Origin of the sequence: Mycobacterium colombiense, from assembly GCF_001953985.1 — a bacterium.
Taxonomy (GTDB): Bacteria; Actinomycetota; Actinomycetes; order Mycobacteriales; family Mycobacteriaceae; genus Mycobacterium; species Mycobacterium colombiense_B.
Genome location: NZ_MBEI01000030.1, coordinates 22010 through 41788, shown reverse-complemented (window position 1 = coordinate 41788; position 19779 = coordinate 22010). Strand labels below are relative to the sequence as shown.

At 68.3% G+C, this 19779-nt stretch carries 18 protein-coding genes; 3 read left to right on the top strand and 15 right to left on the bottom strand.

Going from position 1 to position 19779, the window contains the following annotated elements:
* Window positions 1-18: 18 nt before the first annotated feature.
* Both A5732_RS05650 and A5732_RS05645 read right to left on the bottom strand, forming a co-directional pair.
* Entirely contained in the window at window positions 19-1425 is a 1407-nt protein-coding gene (locus tag A5732_RS05650; RefSeq protein ID WP_076101320.1) for a fatty acid desaturase family protein, read from the bottom strand.
* 16 nt (window positions 1426-1441) lie between these two features.
* Window positions 1442-2539, bottom strand: coding sequence for a ferredoxin reductase (locus tag A5732_RS05645; protein WP_076101317.1), 1098 nt, complete (start codon window positions 2537-2539; stop codon window positions 1442-1444).
* A 241-nt stretch (window positions 2540-2780) separates the two neighbouring features.
* On the opposite strand from A5732_RS05645, the gene A5732_RS05640 reads away from it, so the two are divergent.
* Complete coding sequence (locus A5732_RS05640) at window positions 2781-3653, top strand: DMT family transporter (protein ID WP_076101314.1); 873 nt, start codon at window positions 2781-2783, stop codon at window positions 3651-3653.
* Window positions 3654-3688: 35 nt separating this feature from the next.
* Here the strand turns inward: A5732_RS05640 and fadD1 are convergent, their stop codons facing one another.
* Genes fadD1 through A5732_RS05595 form a run of 9 tightly spaced genes read right to left on the bottom strand, consistent with a single transcriptional unit; the run spans window position 3689 to window position 12795 of the window.
* A complete protein-coding gene (gene fadD1 / locus A5732_RS05635) occupies window positions 3689-5305 on the bottom strand; it encodes a fatty-acid--CoA ligase FadD1 (protein ID WP_076101312.1) in 1617 nt (538 codons plus the stop codon).
* Between the two features lie 23 nt (window positions 5306-5328).
* Window positions 5329-6924 (bottom strand): flavin-containing monooxygenase, encoded by a 1596-nt coding sequence (locus A5732_RS05630; RefSeq protein WP_076101310.1) that lies wholly within the window; start codon window positions 6922-6924, stop codon window positions 5329-5331.
* Window positions 6921-7913, bottom strand: coding sequence for an alpha/beta hydrolase (locus A5732_RS05625; RefSeq protein WP_253189009.1), 993 nt, complete (start codon window positions 7911-7913; stop codon window positions 6921-6923). The genes A5732_RS05630 and A5732_RS05625 overlap by 4 nt, the downstream gene beginning before the upstream one ends.
* Window positions 7910-8311 carry a Zn-ribbon domain-containing OB-fold protein gene (locus tag A5732_RS05620; protein WP_076101305.1) on the bottom strand — a complete coding sequence of 134 codons (402 nt, stop codon included), beginning with the start codon at window positions 8309-8311 and terminating at the stop codon, window positions 7910-7912. The genes A5732_RS05625 and A5732_RS05620 overlap by 4 nt, the downstream gene beginning before the upstream one ends.
* A 2-nt stretch (window positions 8312-8313) precedes the next feature.
* Entirely contained in the window at window positions 8314-9516 is a 1203-nt protein-coding gene (locus A5732_RS05615) for a thiolase family protein (protein ID WP_076101303.1), read from the bottom strand.
* On the bottom strand, window positions 9513-9959 hold the full coding sequence (locus tag A5732_RS05610; protein WP_076101300.1) for a MaoC/PaaZ C-terminal domain-containing protein: 447 nt from the start codon (window positions 9957-9959) through the stop codon (window positions 9513-9515). The genes A5732_RS05615 and A5732_RS05610 overlap by 4 nt, the downstream gene beginning before the upstream one ends.
* A gap of 7 nt (window positions 9960-9966) precedes the next feature.
* Window positions 9967-10467 carry a MaoC family dehydratase gene (locus A5732_RS05605; protein ID WP_076101298.1) on the bottom strand — a complete coding sequence of 167 codons (501 nt, stop codon included), beginning with the start codon at window positions 10465-10467 and terminating at the stop codon, window positions 9967-9969.
* A complete protein-coding gene (locus A5732_RS05600; protein WP_076055535.1) occupies window positions 10464-11576 on the bottom strand; it encodes an acyl-CoA dehydrogenase family protein in 1113 nt (370 codons plus the stop codon). Before A5732_RS05600 ends, A5732_RS05605 begins: the two co-directional genes overlap by 4 nt.
* Before the next feature lie 40 nt (window positions 11577-11616).
* Complete coding sequence (locus tag A5732_RS05595; protein ID WP_076055537.1) at window positions 11617-12795, bottom strand: acyl-CoA dehydrogenase family protein; 1179 nt, start codon at window positions 12793-12795, stop codon at window positions 11617-11619.
* Window positions 12796-13048: 253 nt separating this feature from the next.
* Here A5732_RS05595 and A5732_RS27280 point away from each other — a divergent pair, with 253 nt between their 5' ends.
* On the top strand, window positions 13049-13213 hold the full coding sequence (locus tag A5732_RS27280; protein WP_155763098.1) for a hypothetical protein: 165 nt from the start codon (window positions 13049-13051) through the stop codon (window positions 13211-13213).
* 10 nt (window positions 13214-13223) lie between these two features.
* On the opposite strand, the gene A5732_RS05585 is transcribed toward A5732_RS27280, so the two are convergent.
* Window positions 13224-15890, bottom strand: a complete 2667-nt coding sequence (locus A5732_RS05585) for an ATP-binding cassette domain-containing protein (protein WP_081395992.1) — start codon at window positions 15888-15890, stop codon at window positions 13224-13226.
* Between the two features lie 161 nt (window positions 15891-16051).
* Window positions 16052-17101 (bottom strand): alpha/beta hydrolase, encoded by a 1050-nt coding sequence (locus A5732_RS05580; protein ID WP_170880125.1) that lies wholly within the window; start codon window positions 17099-17101, stop codon window positions 16052-16054.
* Between the two features lie 207 nt (window positions 17102-17308).
* Here A5732_RS05580 and A5732_RS05575 point away from each other — a divergent pair, with 207 nt between their 5' ends.
* The gene (locus tag A5732_RS05575; RefSeq protein WP_076101293.1) at window positions 17309-18154 is read left to right on the top strand and encodes an SDR family NAD(P)-dependent oxidoreductase; all 846 of its coding nucleotides are present in this window, start codon (window positions 17309-17311) and stop codon (window positions 18152-18154) included.
* Here the strand turns inward: A5732_RS05575 and A5732_RS05570 are convergent, their stop codons facing one another.
* Complete coding sequence (locus A5732_RS05570; RefSeq protein WP_076055586.1) at window positions 18155-18658, bottom strand: isoprenylcysteine carboxyl methyltransferase family protein; 504 nt, start codon at window positions 18656-18658, stop codon at window positions 18155-18157.
* Between the two features lie 13 nt (window positions 18659-18671).
* Complete coding sequence (locus A5732_RS05565) at window positions 18672-19775, bottom strand: type III polyketide synthase (RefSeq protein ID WP_171974967.1); 1104 nt, start codon at window positions 19773-19775, stop codon at window positions 18672-18674.
* Window positions 19776-19779 lie beyond the last annotated feature (4 nt).

Sequence of the window (19779 nt, the reverse complement as noted above, 5' to 3'; positions counted from 1 at the left end):
GGGAACGGACTGTGGGCGTCAGTCCTTGCCGCGCGGCGGGGGCTGCACCTCGACGCCGCCGGACTCGTGTTCGGGGCCGGCCGCCGCGTGTTCGGGCGGGACGCGGTCACGGAATCGGGTGCCTTCACTGGGACGCTCGGGGTCGGGCCGATGGACGTTGCCGTGGTAGGGACCCGGCTTCGGCCGGGGCTTTCCACCCGGGAAGGCCAGGCGGAAGATGCTGCGGTGCACCGTCAGCCACTGCCTGCCGAACGGGCCGGAGTTGTACGGCAGCTCGTAGCGCTCGCAGATGTCTTTGACCTGCGGCGCGATCTCGGAGTATCGACTGCTCGGCATGTCCGGGTAGAGGTGGTGCTCGACCTGGTAACCGAGATTGCCGCTGATGATGTGAAACAGCGGGCTGCCGTCGATATTGGCGGCGCCGAGTAATTGGCGCACATACCAACCGCCGCGCGTTTCGTTCTCGGTCTCTTCCTGCGTGAACGTGTAGGTCTGGTCCGGGAAATGCCCGCAGAAGATGATCGCGTGCGCCCACACATTGCGGACGACGTTGGCAATCGCATCGGCGGCCAGCGTGCGCAGGTAGGTACTTTCCACGCCGGGCGCAACTTTGTCGAGGAAGTTCGCCGCGGCCCCGACGCGGCGGCCGCTGGACACCTTGCGCAGCCTCCTGCCCAACCGTGACTTGGCCGGCTGCTCAAGCCGGCCGCGCAAAGCCAGTTGGGTGAGGGCGAATGCGCCGGCGCTGATGGCCGGCCAACCGAGGTAGTCCTTGTAGATCTGCGCGCGCGCCTTGACCCCGATGCCCTTCAGGTCCTTGCGTACCTCCGACCACGGCTTCTCGCGTTTGCGGATGGCCTCGATGTCCATGTCGTGGACGGCCACGCCCCACTCGAACAGCAGCGTGAGCAACAGGTTGTACAGCGGCTGGAACAGGAAGCGACGCTCCCACTTCTGGTTGGGATCGATGCGCATGATCTCGTAGCCGAGATCCTTGTCCTTGCCGAGGATGTTCGTGAACGTGTGATGGATGTAGTTGTGGGAGTGCTTCCACGACTCGGCGGTGGACGCCGTGTCCCAGTCCCACACCGAGGAGTGGATGTCGGGGTCGTTCATCCAATCCCATTGGCCGTGCATCACGTTGTGGCCGATTTCCATGTTCTCCAAGATCTTGGCCATGGAGAGGCAGGCGGTGCCCAGCAGCCATGCGGTCTTCGAGCGCGACGCCAGCAACAGCACCCGGCCTACCACGACTATCTGCCGTTGTGCCGAGATGACGTTCTTGATGTACCGGCGGTCGCGGTCCCCGAGGTCGGCGAACACCTCGTCGTGGATCGCGTCGAACTCCTTAGCGAGCTTTTCCAGCTCTTGTTCCCCCAGCCGGGAAAGCGGTGTTTCCCCAACCCTTTTCACGGCAGTTGTCATGGGCCGCTCCTTTCGATCACAGTTCGAGTTCGACGTCGCCTTCGGCGGTGTTGATGCAGATCCGCACGTCTTGCTCCGTCGGCTCAATCACGTCGCCTGAGCGCAGGTCACGCAGCTTGCCCGACTTCAGCGTGCCGACACAGGTATGGCAAATTCCGATTCGACAGCCGAACGCGAGATTAAGACCGGCCTTCTCGCCGGCCTCGAGAATTGATGTGCCGCCGTCACATTCGACTTCCTTATTGCTGTCCAGGAAGCAGACGGTGCCGCCCTCGCCGGCGTTGGCGTCGCCGCCGATCTTGGGCTGAAACCGCTCGAAGTGAAGGCGTTCGCAATCCCCGTTCTCTTCCCAGTGCTCGATCAGGGCATCGAGCATCTGACCGGGTCCAGAACAGAACGCCTCGCGCTCGCGCCAGTCCGGACACACGTCATCGAGTTCCTCGGGTGTTAGTCGCCCCTGCTCGGAGGTGAGGCGCAGATCCAGCCGCATTCCCCCGTGGCGCCCCTCGAGCTCCTCCAAGGCGGGCAGGAACATGGCCTGCTCGCGCGTGCGGGCGGAATGAATGACCACCGCGTCGTGCAATTCGTCGCGATGGTCGAGGTCGCGCAGCATGCTGATGATGGGTGTGATGCCGCTGCCGGCGCTGATGAACAGCAGCTTGGATGGCAGCGGGTCGGGCAGCGTGAACACGCCCTCGATCTCGCCGAGCCGTACTAGGTCCCCCGGCTGAATCTTGTGCACGAGATATGGCGATACGACTCCGCCGTCCACCCTTTTGGGCGTGACGCTGATCAGCCCGTCATCGGGCCTGGGATCCGAAGTAAGCGAGTACGCGCGCCAGTGGTAAACCCCATCGATCACCACGCCCAGCCGCACGTACTGACCGGGCTTATGGCCGGGCCACTCATACCCTGGGCGAATGAGCACGCTGGCCGCGTCCGAGCCTTGCGCCTCGATGCCTTCGACCTTCCCGCGCAGCTCCTTGGTGGTCCACAGCGGATTGATCATTTCGAGGTAGTCGTCGGGCTGCAGCGGGCTGAACAGCCGCCGCACCGCCCGCAGGAACAACCGACGTCCCCTGGGGACGTCGGGCTGGGCACCGCGTTCAGCCATGCCGCAAGAGTACACAGTTGTACACCGACTCTAAACGTTGTTTTGAATGTCGTTGTGGCACAAGCTTACACATATGCAAAATGCGTTCACAGCAAAATCTCAGCCGTTCACTGGCCGCTATGCGCGGGATTTGGGCTGTGACAACAGATACCTGTGAGGTGCCCCGGGCCACGGGCGCCCAAACGTTTGTTCAGCTGTTTCGCGGGGTCATCCGCCGCGCCGGCCGGCCTCGCGGCGCCTAGTGTCGGTGGATGTGCTGATCGGCTTCCTCCTCGCGCTGGGCTGCTCGCTTTGCTATGGGACGGCGACCGTGTTGCAAGCGGCGGGGACGCGCTCGGTGGAGGCTGGCAGCGGCTCGGGTGTGGACGCGGTGTTGCTGTTGCGCGCCGTGCGGCAGTGGCGATACCTGGTTGGTGTCGGCCTGGACGTCGTCGGTTTTGCGCTGCAGGTCGCCGCGCTGCGCCTGGTCCCGATCTACGTGGTCGCGGCGGCGCTGGCCGCCTCCATCGCGGTCACCGGCGTCGTCGCCGCGTGGGTGCTGTCGGCGCGCTTGTCGTCGGCCGAGTGGGCGGCCGTCGGCGTCGTCTGCGTCAGCCTGGTCGTGCTGGCCCTGGCCGCCGGTGCGGGCCACTTCCGGCACGCCCCGGCCGGGCTCGGCTGGGCCCTGCTGGGCGTGGTGGCCGCGATCTTCGTCGGAGGCGCCGCCGCCGGGCGACTGCCCGACCGCGCCCGTGCGCTCGCACTGGGGCTGGGCGCCGGAACCGGCTTCGGCGTCGTCGAGGTGGGCGTGCGCCTGATCGACGCGATCGATCCCACCAAACGCTCCTTCTACACCAACCCCGCCCTGTACGCGGCCGCCGCGGGCGGCGCCGCGGGATTTCTGTTGCTCACCTCCGCGTTGCACCGCGGATCGGTGACCACGGCGGTCGCGGGAATGGTGGTCGGAGAAACGCTGGCGCCCGCGTTCGTCGGGGTGGTGTGGCTGGGTGACACCGCGCGCGACGGGCTCGGCTGGCTGGTGATCGTGGGGTTCGCCGTCGCCGTGTCCGGCACCCTGGTGCTGGCGCGCTTCGGGGAGGCCCCCCAACCTGCCCCAGCCGAGGAAGCGGGCTGACGCCGCACGCAGTGGGCCGCCGCCATCCGGCTAGTTCATGACCCGAGGGCCGATGCCGCACGCCCGTCGGCGGTTTCGTCCACCGGCGCATAGCTGGTGCCGCGCGCGGGCCGCGTCCACAACACACCGCCCTGCGCGGTGACGCCCGCGGCGATCAGCGCCCGCTTGAGGATCTTGTTCGTCGCGGTCGCGGGCAACTGATCGTTGATGCGGACGTGGCGCGGCCACGCCTTCGGGGAAAGGTCGGCTTGCGCGGCAAGGAATTTCTCGAATTCATCCGGGTTCAGGCCGGCCCCGGGCCGCAGCACCAGGGCGGCCATCACCTGGTCACCCACCCGGTCGTCGGGAACCGCATAGACGGCGACCTGGCTGATGCCGGGCAACCGCGCCAGAATCCGCTCGATCGGGCCGGCCGCCAGGTTCTCCCCGTCCACCCGCATCCAATCGGCGGTCCGCCCGGCGAGATAGATCCAGCCGTCCGCGTCGCGGTAGGCCAGATCGCCCGACCAGTACATCCCATGCCGCATCCGCTCGGCGGTCGCGCCCGGGTCGTTGTAGTAGCCGGCGAACGGGCCCGCGCCCTGGGTGTTGACCAGTTCACCGACGGCGTCATCGAAATTAGTCAGCGCCCCGTGCGCGTCGAAACGCGCGGCCTCGCACTCCTGCAACGTCGTCGAGTTGTAGATGCTCACGCCCGGGTAGGGCTTGCCGATGGAGCCGGGCGGGGTGCCGTCTTCGCGCACCACGATGACCGCGAATTCGCTGGAGCCGAAACTGTCGACGACCCGGCAGCCGAAACGCCTTGCGAATTCCGCGATATCGCGATCGGTGGCCTCGTTACCGAACGCCACCCGCAGGGTGTTCTCGGCGTCGTCGGGACGCTCGGGGGTGGACAGGATCAAGGCCAGCGGCTTGCCGACGTAGTTCAGGTACGTCACCCCATAGCGGCGGACATCGTCGAGAAAGCGCGACGGCGAGAACCGGGCCGGCACCATGGTGGCCCCGCAGCCGATGGCGACGGCCCACCCGGCGGCGACACCGTTGGAATGGAAGAGCGGCATCGCCAGGTAGCAGACGTCGTCGGCGGTGACGTCGTATTGGTAGATCAGGCTGGCACCGCACATGATCGCCATGCCGTGGGCGAACCGCACCACCTTCGGGTCACCGCTGGTGCCCGAGGTGAAGATCATCATCAGGGTGTCGGCGGCCGCAACCTCGCGAACGGGGACCAGCGGTGGCGCCGCGGCGATGGCTTCGGCGTAGCGTGCGCCGGTCACATCGAGCACCTGAATACCGTTGAGGTCCAACCCATCCAGCAGGTCGAGATGGTCGGGGTCGACGAGGAGCAGCTGGCAGTCGGATCGCCGGATGTCGGCCAGCAGTCCGGCCCCGCGCCGCGTGGTGTTGATGCCGCACAACACGTAGCCGCCGAGCGCGGCCGCGGCCATGGCCCGCAACATGGCCGGCGAATTGCCCAGTACCGCACCGACATGCAGCGGCCGGGCCGGGTCCGCGAGCGCGATGAGCGCCGCTGCCTCCGCCTCCGCCTCGGCGAGGTGCTCGCGCCAGGTCCACGTCTCCTCGCCGTGGGCGAGCGCCGGGGTGTCGTCGTCGCGACGCTGCCGCAGCAGCTGTTGAACCGTCTCCAGCATGGGTTCACTTCCCCTTGACGTCGTCATCGCGTGGTCAGCACCAGCCCCGCGTAGTCGTTGCGGGCCACCTGGTCGCAGTGGCGCCGGTAGGTGCCAAAGCCGCCGATGTAGGGCATGAAGACCCGTTTCTTGCCCTCGATGTTGGCGCCGAGGTACCACGAGGATGCCGCCTTGGGGAACAGCGTCCGGTCGGCCGCCTGGCTCACGTGCCGGGTCCAGGCGAGCGCCGCGTCGCGGCGGGGCTCGACCTCGCTCACCCCCTGGCGTCGCGCCGCCCGCACCAGATCGATGACCCAGTCGACCTGAACCTCGGCGTGCAGCACCATGTTCGCCAGCACCGACGGGCTGCCCGGCCCGCTGATGGTGAACAGGTTCGGCAGCCCCGGCACCATCAGGCCGAGGAAGGTCACCGGGCCTTCGGCCCAGAGGTCGCGCAGTCGTTGTCCCCCAGGGACTTTCGGGTCGATTCGGGTCAGCGCCCCGGTCATGGCGTCGAACCCGGTCGCGAAGACCAGCACGTCGCAGGGATATGTCGCTGCGCCGGTTCGTACGCCGTCGGCGGTGATCGCCTCGATCGGCTCGCGGCGCAGGTTCACCAGCGCAACGTTGTCACGGTTGAAGGTGGCGTAATAGCCATCGTCGGTGCAGATCCGTTTGGTTCCGATCGGGTGATCGACCGGGATGAGATCCGTTGCGACGACGGGATCGGCGACGATCTCGCGGATCCGCTCCTCGGCGAAGGTCCTGGCGACGTCGTTGGCGGACAGGTCGCTGGTCTGGTCGGGGAAGGTCTTGGCGAACAGGACGCCGCCCTCACGCCAGCGCTTCCACAGCGCCTCGGACCGCTCGTGGGCCTCGGTGTCGAGGGCATTCTTATGGTAGGTGCCGTGTGGGGTGCCCGCAGCCGCGTAGGCCGAGACCCGGCGACGCTCGGGGTACTGCTCCTGGATTTCTCGCTGCTCCTCGGCCGACCACGCGCGGTTGGGCATCGGGATGGTGTAGTTCGCGGATCGCTGGAACACCACCAGGTGATCGGCGTTGGCGGCGATGATCGGCGCCACCTGGATGCCGGACGATCCCGTGCCGATCAGGCCCACCCGCTTGCCACGCAGCTTCGGATCCTCGCGCGGCCACGCCGCCGTGAAATACACCTCGCCCGAGAAGTCTTGGGCGCCGGGGATATCGGGCCGGTTCACCGCGGACAGGCAGCCGGTCGCGCAGAGCAGGAACTGTGCGGCATAGGTGTCGCCGGCCGCGGTGTCGACGCGCCAGCGGCCCCGCTCGAAGGTGGCGCCGACGACGTCGACGCCGAATCGGTAGTGGCGGCGCAGAGCGAAACGATCGGCGACATGTTGCAGGTAGGCCAGGATTTCGGGTTGGGCGGCGAAGCGTTCGGTCCACCGCCAACTCCGTTGTAGCTCCTCGTCGAAAGAGTAGGAGTAGTCCACGCTTTCGACATCGCAGCGTGCGCCCGGATAGCGGTTCCAGTACCAGGTGCCGCCTACGTCGGGCGCGGCCTCGAGGGCGGTCACCGAGAAGCCCGACGAGGCGGCCCGGTGCACGGCGTAGAGCCCGGCGAACCCGGCACCGATGACGATGACGTCGCTGACTTCGGTCACGACGCCGCGCTCCGGGCCGCCGGATGCAACAGCTCGCGCAAATCGGCGCAGACCAGATGCTGCGCCGATGCCGCCGGCGGAAACGCCTGCATCGTCATGAAGCCGTGGAACAGCCCGGGGAAATCCCGGTGCACGACGGGCACTCCCGCGCCGCGCAACCGGCGGGCGTAGTCGCAGCCCTCGCTGTGCAGGGGATCGTGCCCGGCCGTCACGATCACCGCGGGCGGCAGGCCCGCATGGGTGCCGGCGCGAGCCGGCGCCACCAAATAGGGCGGGTCGAAAACCGTTTGCGCACCGAGGTATTGGCGCCAGTACCACTGCATCGCCGCGCGGGTGTTGAAGTATCCCGTGGCGTAGCGGTGATAGCTGTCGGTGTCGAAGCTCGGATCGATCGCAGGGTAGATGAGCAGCTGCGCGGCGGGTGTTGTGGCGCCGCGGTCGCGGCAGAGGATGGCGGTGACCGCGGCCAGGTTGCCGCCGGCGCTGTCTCCGGCGACCGCAGTGCGTGCCGGGTCGATGCCCAGCTCGGCGGCGTGCTCGACCACCCAGCCGAAGACCGCGAACGCGTCGAGCGCCGCCGCCGGCGCGGAATGCTCGGGGGCCAGGCGGTAGTCGACCGAGACCACGACGGCCTGGCTGCCGCGGGCCAGGGCCCGGCAGAACCCGTCGTGAGACTCGATGTCGCAGAAGACGAATCCGCCGCCGTGGTAGAACACGATCGCGGCGCGCTCCCCCGACGGCTCGCCGTGCGGCTCGTAGATCCGTACCGGGACCGCGCCCCCGGGCCCCGGGACCACGCGGTCGGCGGCGCTGCGGACGTCGTCGAGGTTGTCGACCGGCATGCGTCGCTGCGCCACCGCGGCGCGCGCCTGCGGGCAGGTCATGCACTCGACGCGCGGGAATCCGGCGTTCAACTGGTCGAGCATCGTCTGCACTACGCCGTTGAGCGGGTCGTCCATGTGCACCTCCGACCTCGTCGATGAGGTCATGCGGGCCGATATTTCAGGAGGGTGATGCCCTCTTCAGGCAGATCGTAGAACACCGGCTGCACCCGCATGCCAATCCGGATGTCGCCCGGGTCGACGTCGACCAACTCGGTGCTGAATTTCGGCCCGGCATCCCACTGCACCACCGCCAGCAGCTGAGGCAACGCGTCTTTCCACGGCGGGCCGGTGGGCCGGCGGGCGATCGTGAAGGTGTACAGCGTTCCGGCGCCGTCGATCTCGCGCCATTCCAGGTCGTCGGCCAGGGTGGCCGGGGCCAGCGTGCGTGGATAGAACACGTAGCGCTGCGCCGACGGCGAGTACTGCACCAGGATCCGGTGCTGCGCCAGGCCGTCCCAGAACGGCCGTGAGACGGGTGTGGGCTCGGGGATGGGATGGGCCACGGCTAGTCGCCCCGCAGGAGCAGCGCGACCTGTTCACTCATGATGCCGCCGTTGCCGGTCACGAACGCGGTGTGGCAGTCGGCCACCTGCGCGTCGCCCGCCCGGCCCATGATCTGGCGTGCACCGTCGACCACATGGTGCATGCCGCCGGCCATGCCGGCCTGGCCGAAGGACAGTTGGCCACCGGCGGTATTGAGCGGGAAGTCACCGCGAAAGGTCAGGTCGTGCTCGGTAATCCAGGACATGCCTTCGCCTTTCGCGCAGAATCCGGCATCCTCCAGGCTCATCAGCACCGTGATGGTGTAGCAGTCATAGATCGACGCGACGTCCACATCGGACCGGTTCAGCCCGGCCATCGCGAAGGCCCGGTCGGCCGCGCGCGCGATCGGGGTGGACAGCAGGTCCTCGGCATAGGTCGGCGTCTTGAAGGCGATGTGCTCGCCGAAGCCCTTGATCCACACCGGGCGGTGGCGGCCGCGGCGCGCGATATCGGCGTTGGCGATCAGCACGCCCACTCCCCCATGCACGCGCATCACCGTTTCCAGCATGTGGATCGGGTCGGCGATCATCGGGCTTTCCAGCACGTCGTTCACCGTGATCGGGGTGCCGTGAAACACCGCGCCCGGGTGCGCGCACGCGTTGGTGCGTTGGTCGACGGCGATCTTGGCGACCGCGGCCGGGTCGTAACCGAATTCCGCGGCGTAACGCTGGGCGATCTGTGCGTACGGCGCGTTCTGGCCCACGTTGCCGTAGGGAATCTCGAATTCGGCTTGCGGCGAGCCGTAGTTGTTCGACGACGCCCCATACCAATTCGGATCGGGCGTGGGTCGGCGCTCGGACTGGGGCACCGACGCCGATCCGGGTACGACGGCGAGCGCCGCTTCGCAGATGCCGAGTTCGACGGCCGCCGCGGCCCGCCAGATCATTCCGGCGGCGGTGGCCCCGCCGAGGTCCACGCGTTCACCGAAATCCAGGGCCAGACCCAGGTATTCGCACAGCGTGGCCGGGGCGAACATGGCCGACTCGGCGATGCCGTGGGTCAGCAGGCCGTTGACGCAGCCGGGATCGACCCCGGCGTCCTCGATCGCCATCTTCGCCAGCACCGCGTATTGGTCGAGGGTGAACAGCGGCGCACGGGTGGGACGCCGTTCGGCGGGCAACTCCGCGATGCCGACGATGGCCGCCTCGCCGCGCAGCCCGGTCACGGAAGGGCTCCCCGCATCGGCAGCTCGACCGTCGCCATTCCGGGCATCAGTATCGTGTCGTCGCGGCGCCCGGCGATGACGAGATCGACCAGCCCGGTTCCCGTGTCGCTCAGCCGTTTACCGGTGACCTCACCACCGAAGCTGAGCGATTCGCCGGGATAGGCGACGGCCCGGTTCTGCACCGAGAACGACACCAGTCGCCCGCGCCCGCCGATCCAATCGCCCAGGGCGCGGGCCAGCAGCGCCGCCTGGAGCGGGCCGTGCACGAGGACGTTGTCGTAGCCTTCGGTGTCACGGGCCCATTCTTTGTCGTAGTGGATGCGGTGGCCGTTGTAGGTGGCGGCGCTGAAGAAGAACATCTGGGTCTCGTCCACGGTGACGGTCAGCGTGGGAATGTCGTCGCCCACCGCGACGTCTTCGTAACACACCTGCGAGTCGGTCACGGCGCTCCTAGGGACGGGCGATCATCGATGTCGACGCTTCGGCCAGCAGGTCGCGATGCTGGTTGCGGTACACCGTGTGCCACGTGACGAGAACGAATTTGCCGGAGCGGCCCTGCTTTTCGATGATCGACTCGATGGTGCGGACCATTTCGATCTCGTCGCGGTGGTAGGCGGGCAGGTGAAACGTGAAGCTCTCGCCACCGGCCATCCGCTTGGGGGCCCGGGGGAAGGCGAGGCTGCCGGAGACCGCGCCGGACGATCCGTCGGGGCGCAGCGACTCGAGCGGTGCGACGCCGAGGATCGCGTACTGGAGGAACAACGGAGGGCAGATGATGTCGCGATATCCATTGGCCCTGGCGTAATCCGGGTCGAAATACAGCGGGTTGTGGTCACCCACCGCCGCGGCCCAGCGTTGCCAATCGCGCCGGTTCACCTCACCGGTCGCCGCCGCGGCGACCGTGCCCACGCGCGATGCCGATTCCGCATCGATCAGACTGTCCTCACTCAACGGCGCTCCCCTTCGTCTGTCTCGTCACTCTGCTCAAGCCAGGAGGCGGCGACGTCGGCTCCGCCGCCGAATGTCGAGCCGAGCCGGGCGCGTTCGCTCCACAGGTGCAGGTCGGTCTCGGTGACATAGCCCATGCCGCCATGCAATTGGTGAGCGTCCAACGTGATCAGCCGCGCGGCGGCGGCCGCGTGCATGCGCGCGACGGCCGTCTCCCTGGTCGCCACGCGGCCGCGCCCCAGCCAGAACACCGCCGCGTGCGCGGCCAATCGCGCCGCCGCGAGCGCGATGTGCATGTTGGCGACCAGATGCTGGGCGGCCTGGAACGACGCGATGGGCCGGCCGAACTGATGGCGCAGCTTGGTGTACTCGACGGTGCGGTCCAGCACGGCCTGGCCGACCCCGACCAGGTCGAGCGATCCCAGCGCCACGGCGGTGTTGGCCAGCCGGCGCAGCGCCGGTGCGGTGACCCCGTCGAGCGCCGCGTCGGCGGTGACGTCGTCGAAGCGCACCGTGAATGCCCGGAGCCCACCGGCCATGTCGAGCGGTTGCACGCTGACATCGCGGACGTCGACGACGAAGACCGGGGTGCGCCCGGCCGCCGTGGCCGACACCACGATGAGATCGGCGACGTCGGCATCGAGGACGTAGTCCGCGATTCCGTTGAGCCGCCACCGTTCTCCGGCGGATTCGGCGTGCAGCGGCGGGGCGACGACGGCGGCGTCGCGGGCGTTCCACAGCGCGGTGGTGGCCCGGACGCTTCCGGACGCGAGCGGCGGCAGCCAGCGGGCCTTGGCGTCCGGGGAGCCGAGCTGATCGATGGCCAGCGCGGCCTGCACGGTGCTGTGCACCATCGTCGGGCACAGCGCGCGACCCGCCTCGGTGTAGAAGACGGCGAGGTCGTCGAGCGAGCCGCCGGCGCCGCCGTACTCCTCGGTGATGGCCAGGCCGAAGACGCCCGCCTCGGCCAGCGCCTTCCACAGCGCCGGCGTGCCGCGGTCCGCGCCGGGTTCGCCGAGGGCGCGCACCAGAGCGATCGGGTTCTCGGCGGCCAGCAGGGCACGCAACGCCGAGGCGAACTCGCGCTGTTCGGCGGTGGGGATCGTCTTCATCGGCGGGGTGCGTAACTTCCGTCAGCGTCCATGAGTCTCGTCAGCGTCCATAGGAGGGCATCGCGTGCCCGCGCTGGGCGATGATGTCGCGCAGCACCTCGTTGGTACCCCCGCCGAAGCGCATCAGCGGGGCGGCGCGGTAGAGCCGCTCGAATGTGCCTGCCAGCGGGGCCTGTTCGCTGCGGTGCGCCAACAGGCCGTCGGGGCCGAGGAGGTCGAGCGCCAGGTCGGCGATGCGCTGGCGCAGCTCGCTGGTGAACACCTTCTCGACGCTGACCTCCACGCTGGGGATGACGCCGCTGTCGAGTATCGACGCCGCCTCGTAGCCCATCAGAACGGCCACCGCGACGTCGGCCTCGGCCTGCACCAACCGGCGGCGAAGCGACGGATCGTCGGCGGGCACCGACCCGTCTCGGCGCGGCCGTCGCGCCAGCTCGCGCAGCTCCTCGACGGCGCGGCGCAGGTCTCCGGCGTTGGTCAGCGCACCGCGCTCGAGATCGAGAGCGCCGGTGATGTAGGTCCAGCCGCGGTTGACCTCGCCGACCAGGTTGGTGACCGGCACCCGCACGTCACGGAAGTGCACCTCATTGGTCCGATAGCCCGACCACGCGTACAGCGGGCGGATGTCGATGCCCGGCCTGTCGATCGGCACGATGATGACCGAGATGCCCCGATGCCGGGCGCCGCTGGGATCGGTACGGACACAGAGCCATTCGTGCGTGGCGCGCTGGGCGCCGCTGTTCCAGATCTTCGTGCCGTTGATCACCCATTCCTCGCCGTCAAGCACGGCGCTGGTCCGCAGGCTGGCCAGGTCGGTTCCCGCATCCGGCTCCGAATAGCCGACCGCGCAGATCATTTCGCCCCGGGCGATCGGGGGCAGCCACTCGGTCTTGTTGCGCTCGGTGCCGTGCCGCATGATCATCGGCGCCACCGAGGTCACCGTCAGGTCGGGACCGGGCACGCCCCAATATTCGAATTCGCTCATCAGCAGATGCAGATGAATGGCGCCGAGGCCCAGTCCCCCATATTCGCGCGGCCAGTTCAGCCCGAACCAGCCCTTGGCCCCGATCTTGCGGCGAAATCGGGCGACCTCGCCGCCGCGAAATTCCAGGTCGTGCTCGGCGAGCTCGGCGCGCAATTCCGGGGTGACGTTCTGCTGCAGAAATTCACGAACCTCGGCGAGCCAGGCGCGCTGCCCAGCGTCGAGTTCGAAATCCATTCCGGCGCCTGTGCCTTTCCGCGTGCTTTTCACCGAGCGTCGTCAGCGTAACGCCACGGCGAGATGTCGCCGGGAATTTCGGTATTGCGGCACGCTCGAGCGCCGGCACCGTCGGCGCGCCGACTGTAAATACGCTGTCAAACTCCCGTTAAAAGGCGTCGACACCCTCGCGGTTATGCGGAAGGGCTGCGAGGATTTTCAGATCGGCTGGTCGATGCGGACCAGGCATTCCGCCCGGCCTGAGGGAGAAGTGATGCCCACTGTTGAGATGCGCCTCCGAGAAGATTTGCGCAACTACGCCGTCGAATTGCGGCAACTGGCGTACACGCTGCCGCTGGGCGTGGGTGAGCACGACCTGCTGCGGCTGTCCGACCGCATGCGGGACGCGGCCGAGCAGCTGGTACGCAAGGGCGCCTGAATAGGCGCGCTCAGCCGCCCCGCAGGCGGATCTTCCAGCGCACGAAGCCCAGATAGACGGCGCTGATGACGAACAGCATGCCGACGTCGAACCACCATGTCGCCGGCGTGTGCCGCCAGTGCGAATCCTTCGGCGTGAGCGGCCCGGGCACCAACTTGGTCAGGTCGGCGGTGGAGGCCGAGGCCGCGAATCCCCACCGCGCCGGTGTCGCCCACGACATCTGGTCGAGCCCGACGCGCGCGGTGACCGGGATCATCCCGCCGGAGAACACCAGCTGCGACATGACGGCCACCACCAGCAACGGCATGATCTGCTCGTTGGACTTGGCGACTGCCGACAGGGCCAGCCCCAGCATGGCCGACGCGACGCACGTCAGCGCGACGTCGGCGAACAGCTCGAGGCCCGGTTTGCCCAGCGCCACGGCACCCTGCGTCGGACCGCCCTTGCCCAACACCGTAATGACGCTCACGATCGCCGACTGAACGACCGCGAAAACCGTGTAGACACAGACCTTTGCCAGCAGATACGCGGAGGTGGACAGACCGACCGCCTGTTCGCGCAGAAAGATGGCGCGCTCGCCGATCAGGTCGCGAATGGTGAGCGCGGTGCCCATGAACACCGCGCCGACGTTCAGCAGCACCAAGATCTGGCCCGGCTCGTTGGGCGACGCACCCATCGGATTGGGGATGCCGAAGCCGACATCGCCGGGCACGGACATGGACAACGCACCCATGATGAACGGCAGCAACGCGAGGAACGCGAAGTAGCCGCGGTCGGAGACGATCAACCGGATCTGGCGTCTGGCGATCGTAGAGAACTGCCGAACCAGGCTGGTGTGCGAGGGGTCGCCCAATTCGGCGGGTTTCTGGGCGGGCGGCGGAGCGGGCGGCGGGCCCGTCCGGGCCAGGTAGCGCGCGCGGGATCCGTCGGGATCGTTGGCGACGGTGCTGAAGATATCGGCCCAGTTGGTGGTGCCCATGGCGGGACCGATCTGGCTGGGCGGCCCACAGAACGCCGTCTTGCCGCCGGGGGCCAGCAGTAACACCTGGTCGCAGACGTCGAGGTAGGTCAGCGAGTGGGTGACCACCAGCACCACGCGGCCGGCGTCGGCCAATTGGCGCAGCATGGTCATCACCTGCCGGTCCAGCGCCGGGTCCAGGCCTGACGTCGGCTCGTCGAGGATCAGCAACGACGGCCCGGTGAGCAGCTCCAGCGCCACCGACGCGCGCTTGCGCTGACCGCCGGATAGCTTGTCCACCCGGGTGTGCAGGTGCTGGGTCATCTCGAGTTCTTCGAGCACCCGGGCCACCACCTGGGCGCGGTCGTCCTTGGTGGTGTCCGGCGGCAGCCGCAGCTCCGCGGCGTACATCAGCGCCTGCTGCACGGTCAGCTGCCCGTGCACCACGTCGTCCTGCGGCACCATCCCGATCCGGCTGCGCAACGAGGCGTACTCGGCGTGAATGTTGTGGCCCTCGAACGACACGGTCCCCGTCGTCGGGTGGGTGTACCCGGCGATCAATCGGGCGAACGTCGACTTTCCGGCGCCGGAAGGCCCGATGATCGCCGTCAGCGTGCCGGGCAGGGCGGTCAGCGAGATGTTGTCCAGCAGCGTTTTGTTGTTCTCGATCGTCCAGGTCACGCCGCGCGCGTCGAGGCCGCCGCTGCGCGTCGCCGTCGCGGCCTGGTCGCGGCGGGCCAGGTGGCCGTCGTGGAAGACCAGGTCGATGTTGCCGATCGTGACGACGTCGCCGTCGTGCAGCACGGCCGAATCGACCCGGGCGCCGTTGACGAAGGTGCCGTTGATGCTGCGGTTGTCGTGGATCTCGGTGCCGGTGGGCGTCGGGACCAGGGTCGCGTGGTGGCGCGATGCCAGCACCTCGGGGATGACGATGTCGTTGTCGTTGGCGCGGCCGATCTTGATCGCGCCGGGCACGTCCAGCCCGGTCTTTCCCGGCCGCAGGATCTTCATCATCGAGGTGGCGATGACCGACGCGTCGCCGCCGATGCGGCCCGTCTGGGGCGCCGCCGGCTCGGTGGTGCTCGGCGGCGCCGCATGCACCGACGGTGACCGGTAGATCTGCGGGGCGTGCTGGGAGCCGCTGGGCGGGGCGCTCGGTAGACCGCTGGTCGGGTGCCGGGGCTGCGGCGCGGACGGATAGCTCGGCGTGGGTCCGCCGGCCGGCTGGCCCGGCTGGGCCGCGGTGGGCGGGGCAACGGGGTGCCGGAACGAGGCCGACGCCGGCTGCTGGGGCTGGCCCGGCCACTGCGTGTTGGACGGCTGGCTCTGCGGCGCCCGCGCCAGCGGTTCGCTGGGGTTGCTGACGATGGGTATCGACGTCGTCAGCGGGGGCCGGCCGGCCGAGCCCTGGTGGCGGCCGACCTCGAAGCTGAGCGCCGGGCCGTCGGGATTGCCCATGTTGATCCGCAGGCCATCCTGGATGTCGGCGACCGGGACGCGGCGGTTGTGCACATATAGGCCGTTCAGGCTGCCGTTGTCGATGGCGATCCATCGGCCCTGGTCATACCGCACGATCAGGTGGTTGCGGGAGATCAGCGGGTGGGCGACTCGCAGGTCGGCGCGCAGGTCACGCCCGATCACTACGTCGTTGCCCGGCGCGAAGGTGCGCTCGGCTCCGTCGTACCGCACGGTCAGCGCAGGCGGGGCTGGTGGGGTCATCAGCACCAACTGTAACGGCAGCGGCGCAACTTATCCGCTGGGTTCTTCGGCGGTTGCCGTTCCGCGCGACCACCGGCGAGTGCGGGCGCCGGGAAACGATGCGGGGCCGCCGAGGCGGCTGGACAGCGAACCAGCTTGCGGCGCAGTTACTTTCGGCGCCTTCAACCGGCCACCGCGGCATTGCGCAGGCGGCGCACCCGCGGGACCTTCGCGCGAACAGCGGTGACGTCCTTGACGAAGTCGCCAAGGTACTTGATGGCGCGCCTGCCCTCGGGCAAAACGTCTGCGGCCAAGGGGAAGTCGTGGATCTGTCCATCCCACAGGTGCAGATCGCAGTGGATCCCGCTGGCTTCCAAGCGCTTCGCCATCAGCTCGGCATCGGCGAGCAGCAACTCGTCCGAGCTGGCGTGAATGGTGACCGGCGGCAACGAGGACAGATCGGCGTCCACCGGAGACGCGACCGTGGCGTCGCCTTCACCCTCGCCCTCGACAACCTGTGCGTTGCTGAGGAATTGCGCGAATCGCGAGAAGGCCCGGCGGGTGAACATCGAACACTTGCGGGCGTTGCGGTGTTTGAGCTTTCGCACCGGATCCACATCGGTGAACGGCGAGACGGCCGCAACGCCGGCCGGCTCCATGATGCCGTCCTGGATCGCCAGGAGTGTGGTCATGAACGCCAGGTATCCCCCGGCGGAATCGCCGGCCACGACGACCTGGTCGCCGTCGTAGCCGTGATCCTGCAACCAGCGCAGGCCACTGATCCCGTCGTCGATTGCGTCGGTGATCTGGTGTGCGGGCAGCTTCCGGTACGCGACGGCGAGGATGGGGGCATCGGCCGCCTTCGACAAGCGGGTCACCATGGAGCGGTGGGTGTTGAGGCCACAGGTCAGGAATGCGCCGCCGTGCAAATACAGGATTGCCCGCTCACCCGATACGCCGGGCGCGCGAACCCATTCGGCGGCACAGTTGTCCAACCGCACCGATTCGACTCTCGCCGCGTACCCGACGCGCGGGAACAATCCCGCGACGGTGTCGACGTATTCGAATGGCCAACGCATGTTCGGCGTCATGGCCCACGCCCGGACGGCGTTCTTCACGATCAAGCGGCTGGCAAGTCCGACGGCAACTGACTGCGGGCTATGGCGATGATGAACGCGCCTTGTCGTCGCCACGCTCGGCAGAATATGTGTCGGTTCGGCTGTACTCACCATTGGGCTTCAACCTCCTAAGTGGAGGGCGAATACCCCCTGCCGCAGAGGGCTAACGGGAAATTAACGCGTGGGAAATGTCGCGTACATCACTGTTTGCTAGCCGCGGAGATGGGTATCACTCGTTTATCTCTTTTGCGGTTACCGCGCGGGCGTGATCAGGCCGAACCGGCTGTTGCTCAACCCCCAGAATGCCCGAAGATATGAGCGGTGACACACACTACGCATCCTGATCCGCTACTGACCGGCCGGGTGGCGGTCGTTACCGGCGGCGCGGGGGGAATCGGCGCGGCGACCGCGCGGCTGTTCGCCGAGCACGGCGCCGACGTGATCATCGCCGACATCGACGCCGACCTTGCCGACGCGACCGCGGCCTCGATCACCGAAGCCGGCGGGTCGGCGCTGGCGGTCGTCACCGACGTCCGTGACCTCGATCAGGTCTCCCGCCTGGCCGCAACGGTCCTCGATCGGTTTGGCCGGGTCGACGTGCTGGTCAACAACGTGGGCCACTGGTTGCGGCATCCCGGAAACTTCGCCGGCACCGACCCACAGCTGTGGGACGAGCTCTACCGGATCAACCTGCACCACGTTTTCCTGCTGACCCACGCGTTCCTGCCGGCCATGGTCGAGCGGCACGCCGGTGCGATCGTGAACGTCTCGTCTGTCGAGGGGCTGCGCGGCTATCCGGAGGATCCGGTATATGCCGCCTTCAAAGCCGCGGTCAACGCGTTCACCCGCAGCCTGGCGGTCCAGGTGGGCAACGACGGGGTGCGGGTGAACGCCATCGCGCCCGACGTCACCGAATCCCTGCAAGTGCCCTATTCGCAATGGCTTTCGGCCGACGAGCAGGCGCACTGGCCGCGGTGGGTTCCGGTCGGGCGGATGGGCCTGCCCGAGGATCAGGCCAGGGTCATCCTGTTCCTGGCCTCCGACCTCTCGGGCTTCGTCACCGGCCACGTCATCCCGACCGACGGCGGCACCGGCGCGGCCGGCGGATGGTTCCGCTCGACGCGCCGTCCCGACCGCCAGTGGACCAATCGGCCGATCGCCCCCTGATCACGCGTAACCCAGCGCCGCGTTCTCCGCGCGGATGCGCACGGAGAGCACCAGCGCATTGGCGACGCTGAACACGATCGCGGTGAGCCACGCGGAATGCACCAGCGGCAGCGCGGCCACCTCGGCCGCCACCGCGGTGTAGTTGGGGTGGCGCACCCAGCGATACGGCCCGCGGCGAACCAGCGGCGCGTCCGGGATCACGATCAGCCTCGGGTTCCAGTGCTTGCCGAGCACGCTGACACAGCGCCAGCGGACCACCGTGCTGAGCGCGACCACGGCCAGCATCGGCCAGCCCAGCCACCCGATGAACGGCCGACCCAGGCTCCACGTCTCGACGATGCACGAGACCAGCAGCAGGGCGTGCATGCTGACCATCGCCGGGTAGTGATCGCGCCCGAACTCCTTGCCGCCGTGCGCCATTGACCATCTGGCGTTTCGCTGAGCGACCGCCAACTCGACGAGGCGTTCGGCCCCGACGGCCAGGATGAACAGGTAGTAGTACATGGCGTCGTCCCGATTACCACTGCAGCAACAGCAGCTCGAAGCAGAAGCCGGGCCCCATCGCGAGCATCACCCCGAAGGCGCCGTCGCCCGGCGGCGCGGCGACCGTGCGGCGAAGGACGTCCAGCACGGACACCGAGGACACGTTTCCGTTCTCCCGCATGGAGTTTCGGCTGTGCGCGAGGGCATCGCCGGGCAACCCGATCGCATTCTCGATCGACTCGAGGACTTTCGGACCGCCGGGATGACACACCCAGGCCGCGATGTCGGTGACGGACAGCCCGTGATCGGCCAGGAACTCGTCGACCTCGGCGCGCAGGTAGTCGTCGGCCATCTTGGGGACGTCACGGGACATGACGAGCTGAAACCCGCTCGAACCGACGTTCCAGCCCATCACGTCGACGGTTTCGGGAACGACGCGGCTGCGGGTCGCCAGCAAGCGCGGTCCGGTTGGGCTGGCGGCCAACGGGATTCGTTCCGGTCCGGTGGCGACGACGGCGGCGGCACCGTCACCGAACAAGGACACGCCGATGAGCGCGGGGATCGACGTGTCGTCGCGCTGCAGGGTGAGCGAGCACAGTTCGACAGAGAGCAGCACGGCGACGTGCCCGGGGTAGCCGTGCAGGTAGTCGTAAACGCGCGCCATTCCGGCGGCGCCGGCCACGCACCCGAGCCCGAACAGCGGCACCCGTTTGACGTTGGGCCGCAAACCGATTCGCGTCATCAGCCGCGCGTCGATGGTGGGCACGGCGATTCCGGTGCTGGAGACCATCACGATGGTGTCGACCTCGTGCGGCGCCACGCCGGCGGTTGCCAGCGCCGAATTTATCGCCCGCTCACCAAGATCGACGGCCACCTCGAGATACGCGTTGTTCGCCTCCGTGAAGCCGCCCAGTCTCGGGTAACGCGACAGCGGCAGCGCGAGGCTGCGCCGGTCGACGCCGGCGGTCTGCGCAAAGCGCAGAAATCCGGGATCGGTGAACCCGGTGAGTTCGCGTGCGACCTCGTCCTGGTTGTAGCGGTGCGGCGTGAAAGCCACCGCGGTGCCGGCGATCCGTGGAGCGCCGCACCCTCGGCCCGCGGCCCGATACGGGGAGTTGGAATACGTTGTTGCAGTCATGCCC

Excerpts from the sequence above, each read along its gene's own strand:
- A5732_RS05650 (WP_076101320.1), bottom strand. The coding sequence starts at position 1,425 with ATGACAACTGCCGTGAAAAGGGTTGGGGAAACACCGCTTTCCCGGCTG.
- A5732_RS05645 (WP_076101317.1), bottom strand. The coding sequence starts at position 2,539 with ATGGCTGAACGCGGTGCCCAGCCCGACGTCCCCAGGGGACGTCGGTTG.
- fadD1 (WP_076101312.1), bottom strand. The coding sequence starts at position 5,305 with ATGCTGGAGACGGTTCAACAGCTGCTGCGGCAGCGTCGCGACGACGAC.
- A5732_RS05625 (WP_253189009.1), bottom strand. The coding sequence starts at position 7,913 with ATGACCTCATCGACGAGGTCGGAGGTGCACATGGACGACCCGCTCAAC.
- A5732_RS05600 (WP_076055535.1), bottom strand. The coding sequence starts at position 11,576 with ATGAAGACGATCCCCACCGCCGAACAGCGCGAGTTCGCCTCGGCGTTG.
- A5732_RS05595 (WP_076055537.1), bottom strand. The coding sequence starts at position 12,795 with ATGGATTTCGAACTCGACGCTGGGCAGCGCGCCTGGCTCGCCGAGGTT.
- A5732_RS27280 (WP_155763098.1), top strand. The coding sequence starts at position 13,049 with ATGCCCACTGTTGAGATGCGCCTCCGAGAAGATTTGCGCAACTACGCC.
- A5732_RS05585 (WP_081395992.1), bottom strand. The coding sequence starts at position 15,890 with ATGACCCCACCAGCCCCGCCTGCGCTGACCGTGCGGTACGACGGAGCC.
- A5732_RS05580 (WP_170880125.1), bottom strand. The coding sequence starts at position 17,101 with ATGGTGAGTACAGCCGAACCGACACATATTCTGCCGAGCGTGGCGACG.
- A5732_RS05570 (WP_076055586.1), bottom strand. The coding sequence starts at position 18,658 with ATGTACTACTACCTGTTCATCCTGGCCGTCGGGGCCGAACGCCTCGTC.
- A5732_RS05565 (WP_171974967.1), bottom strand. The coding sequence starts at position 19,775 with ATGACTGCAACAACGTATTCCAACTCCCCGTATCGGGCCGCGGGCCGA.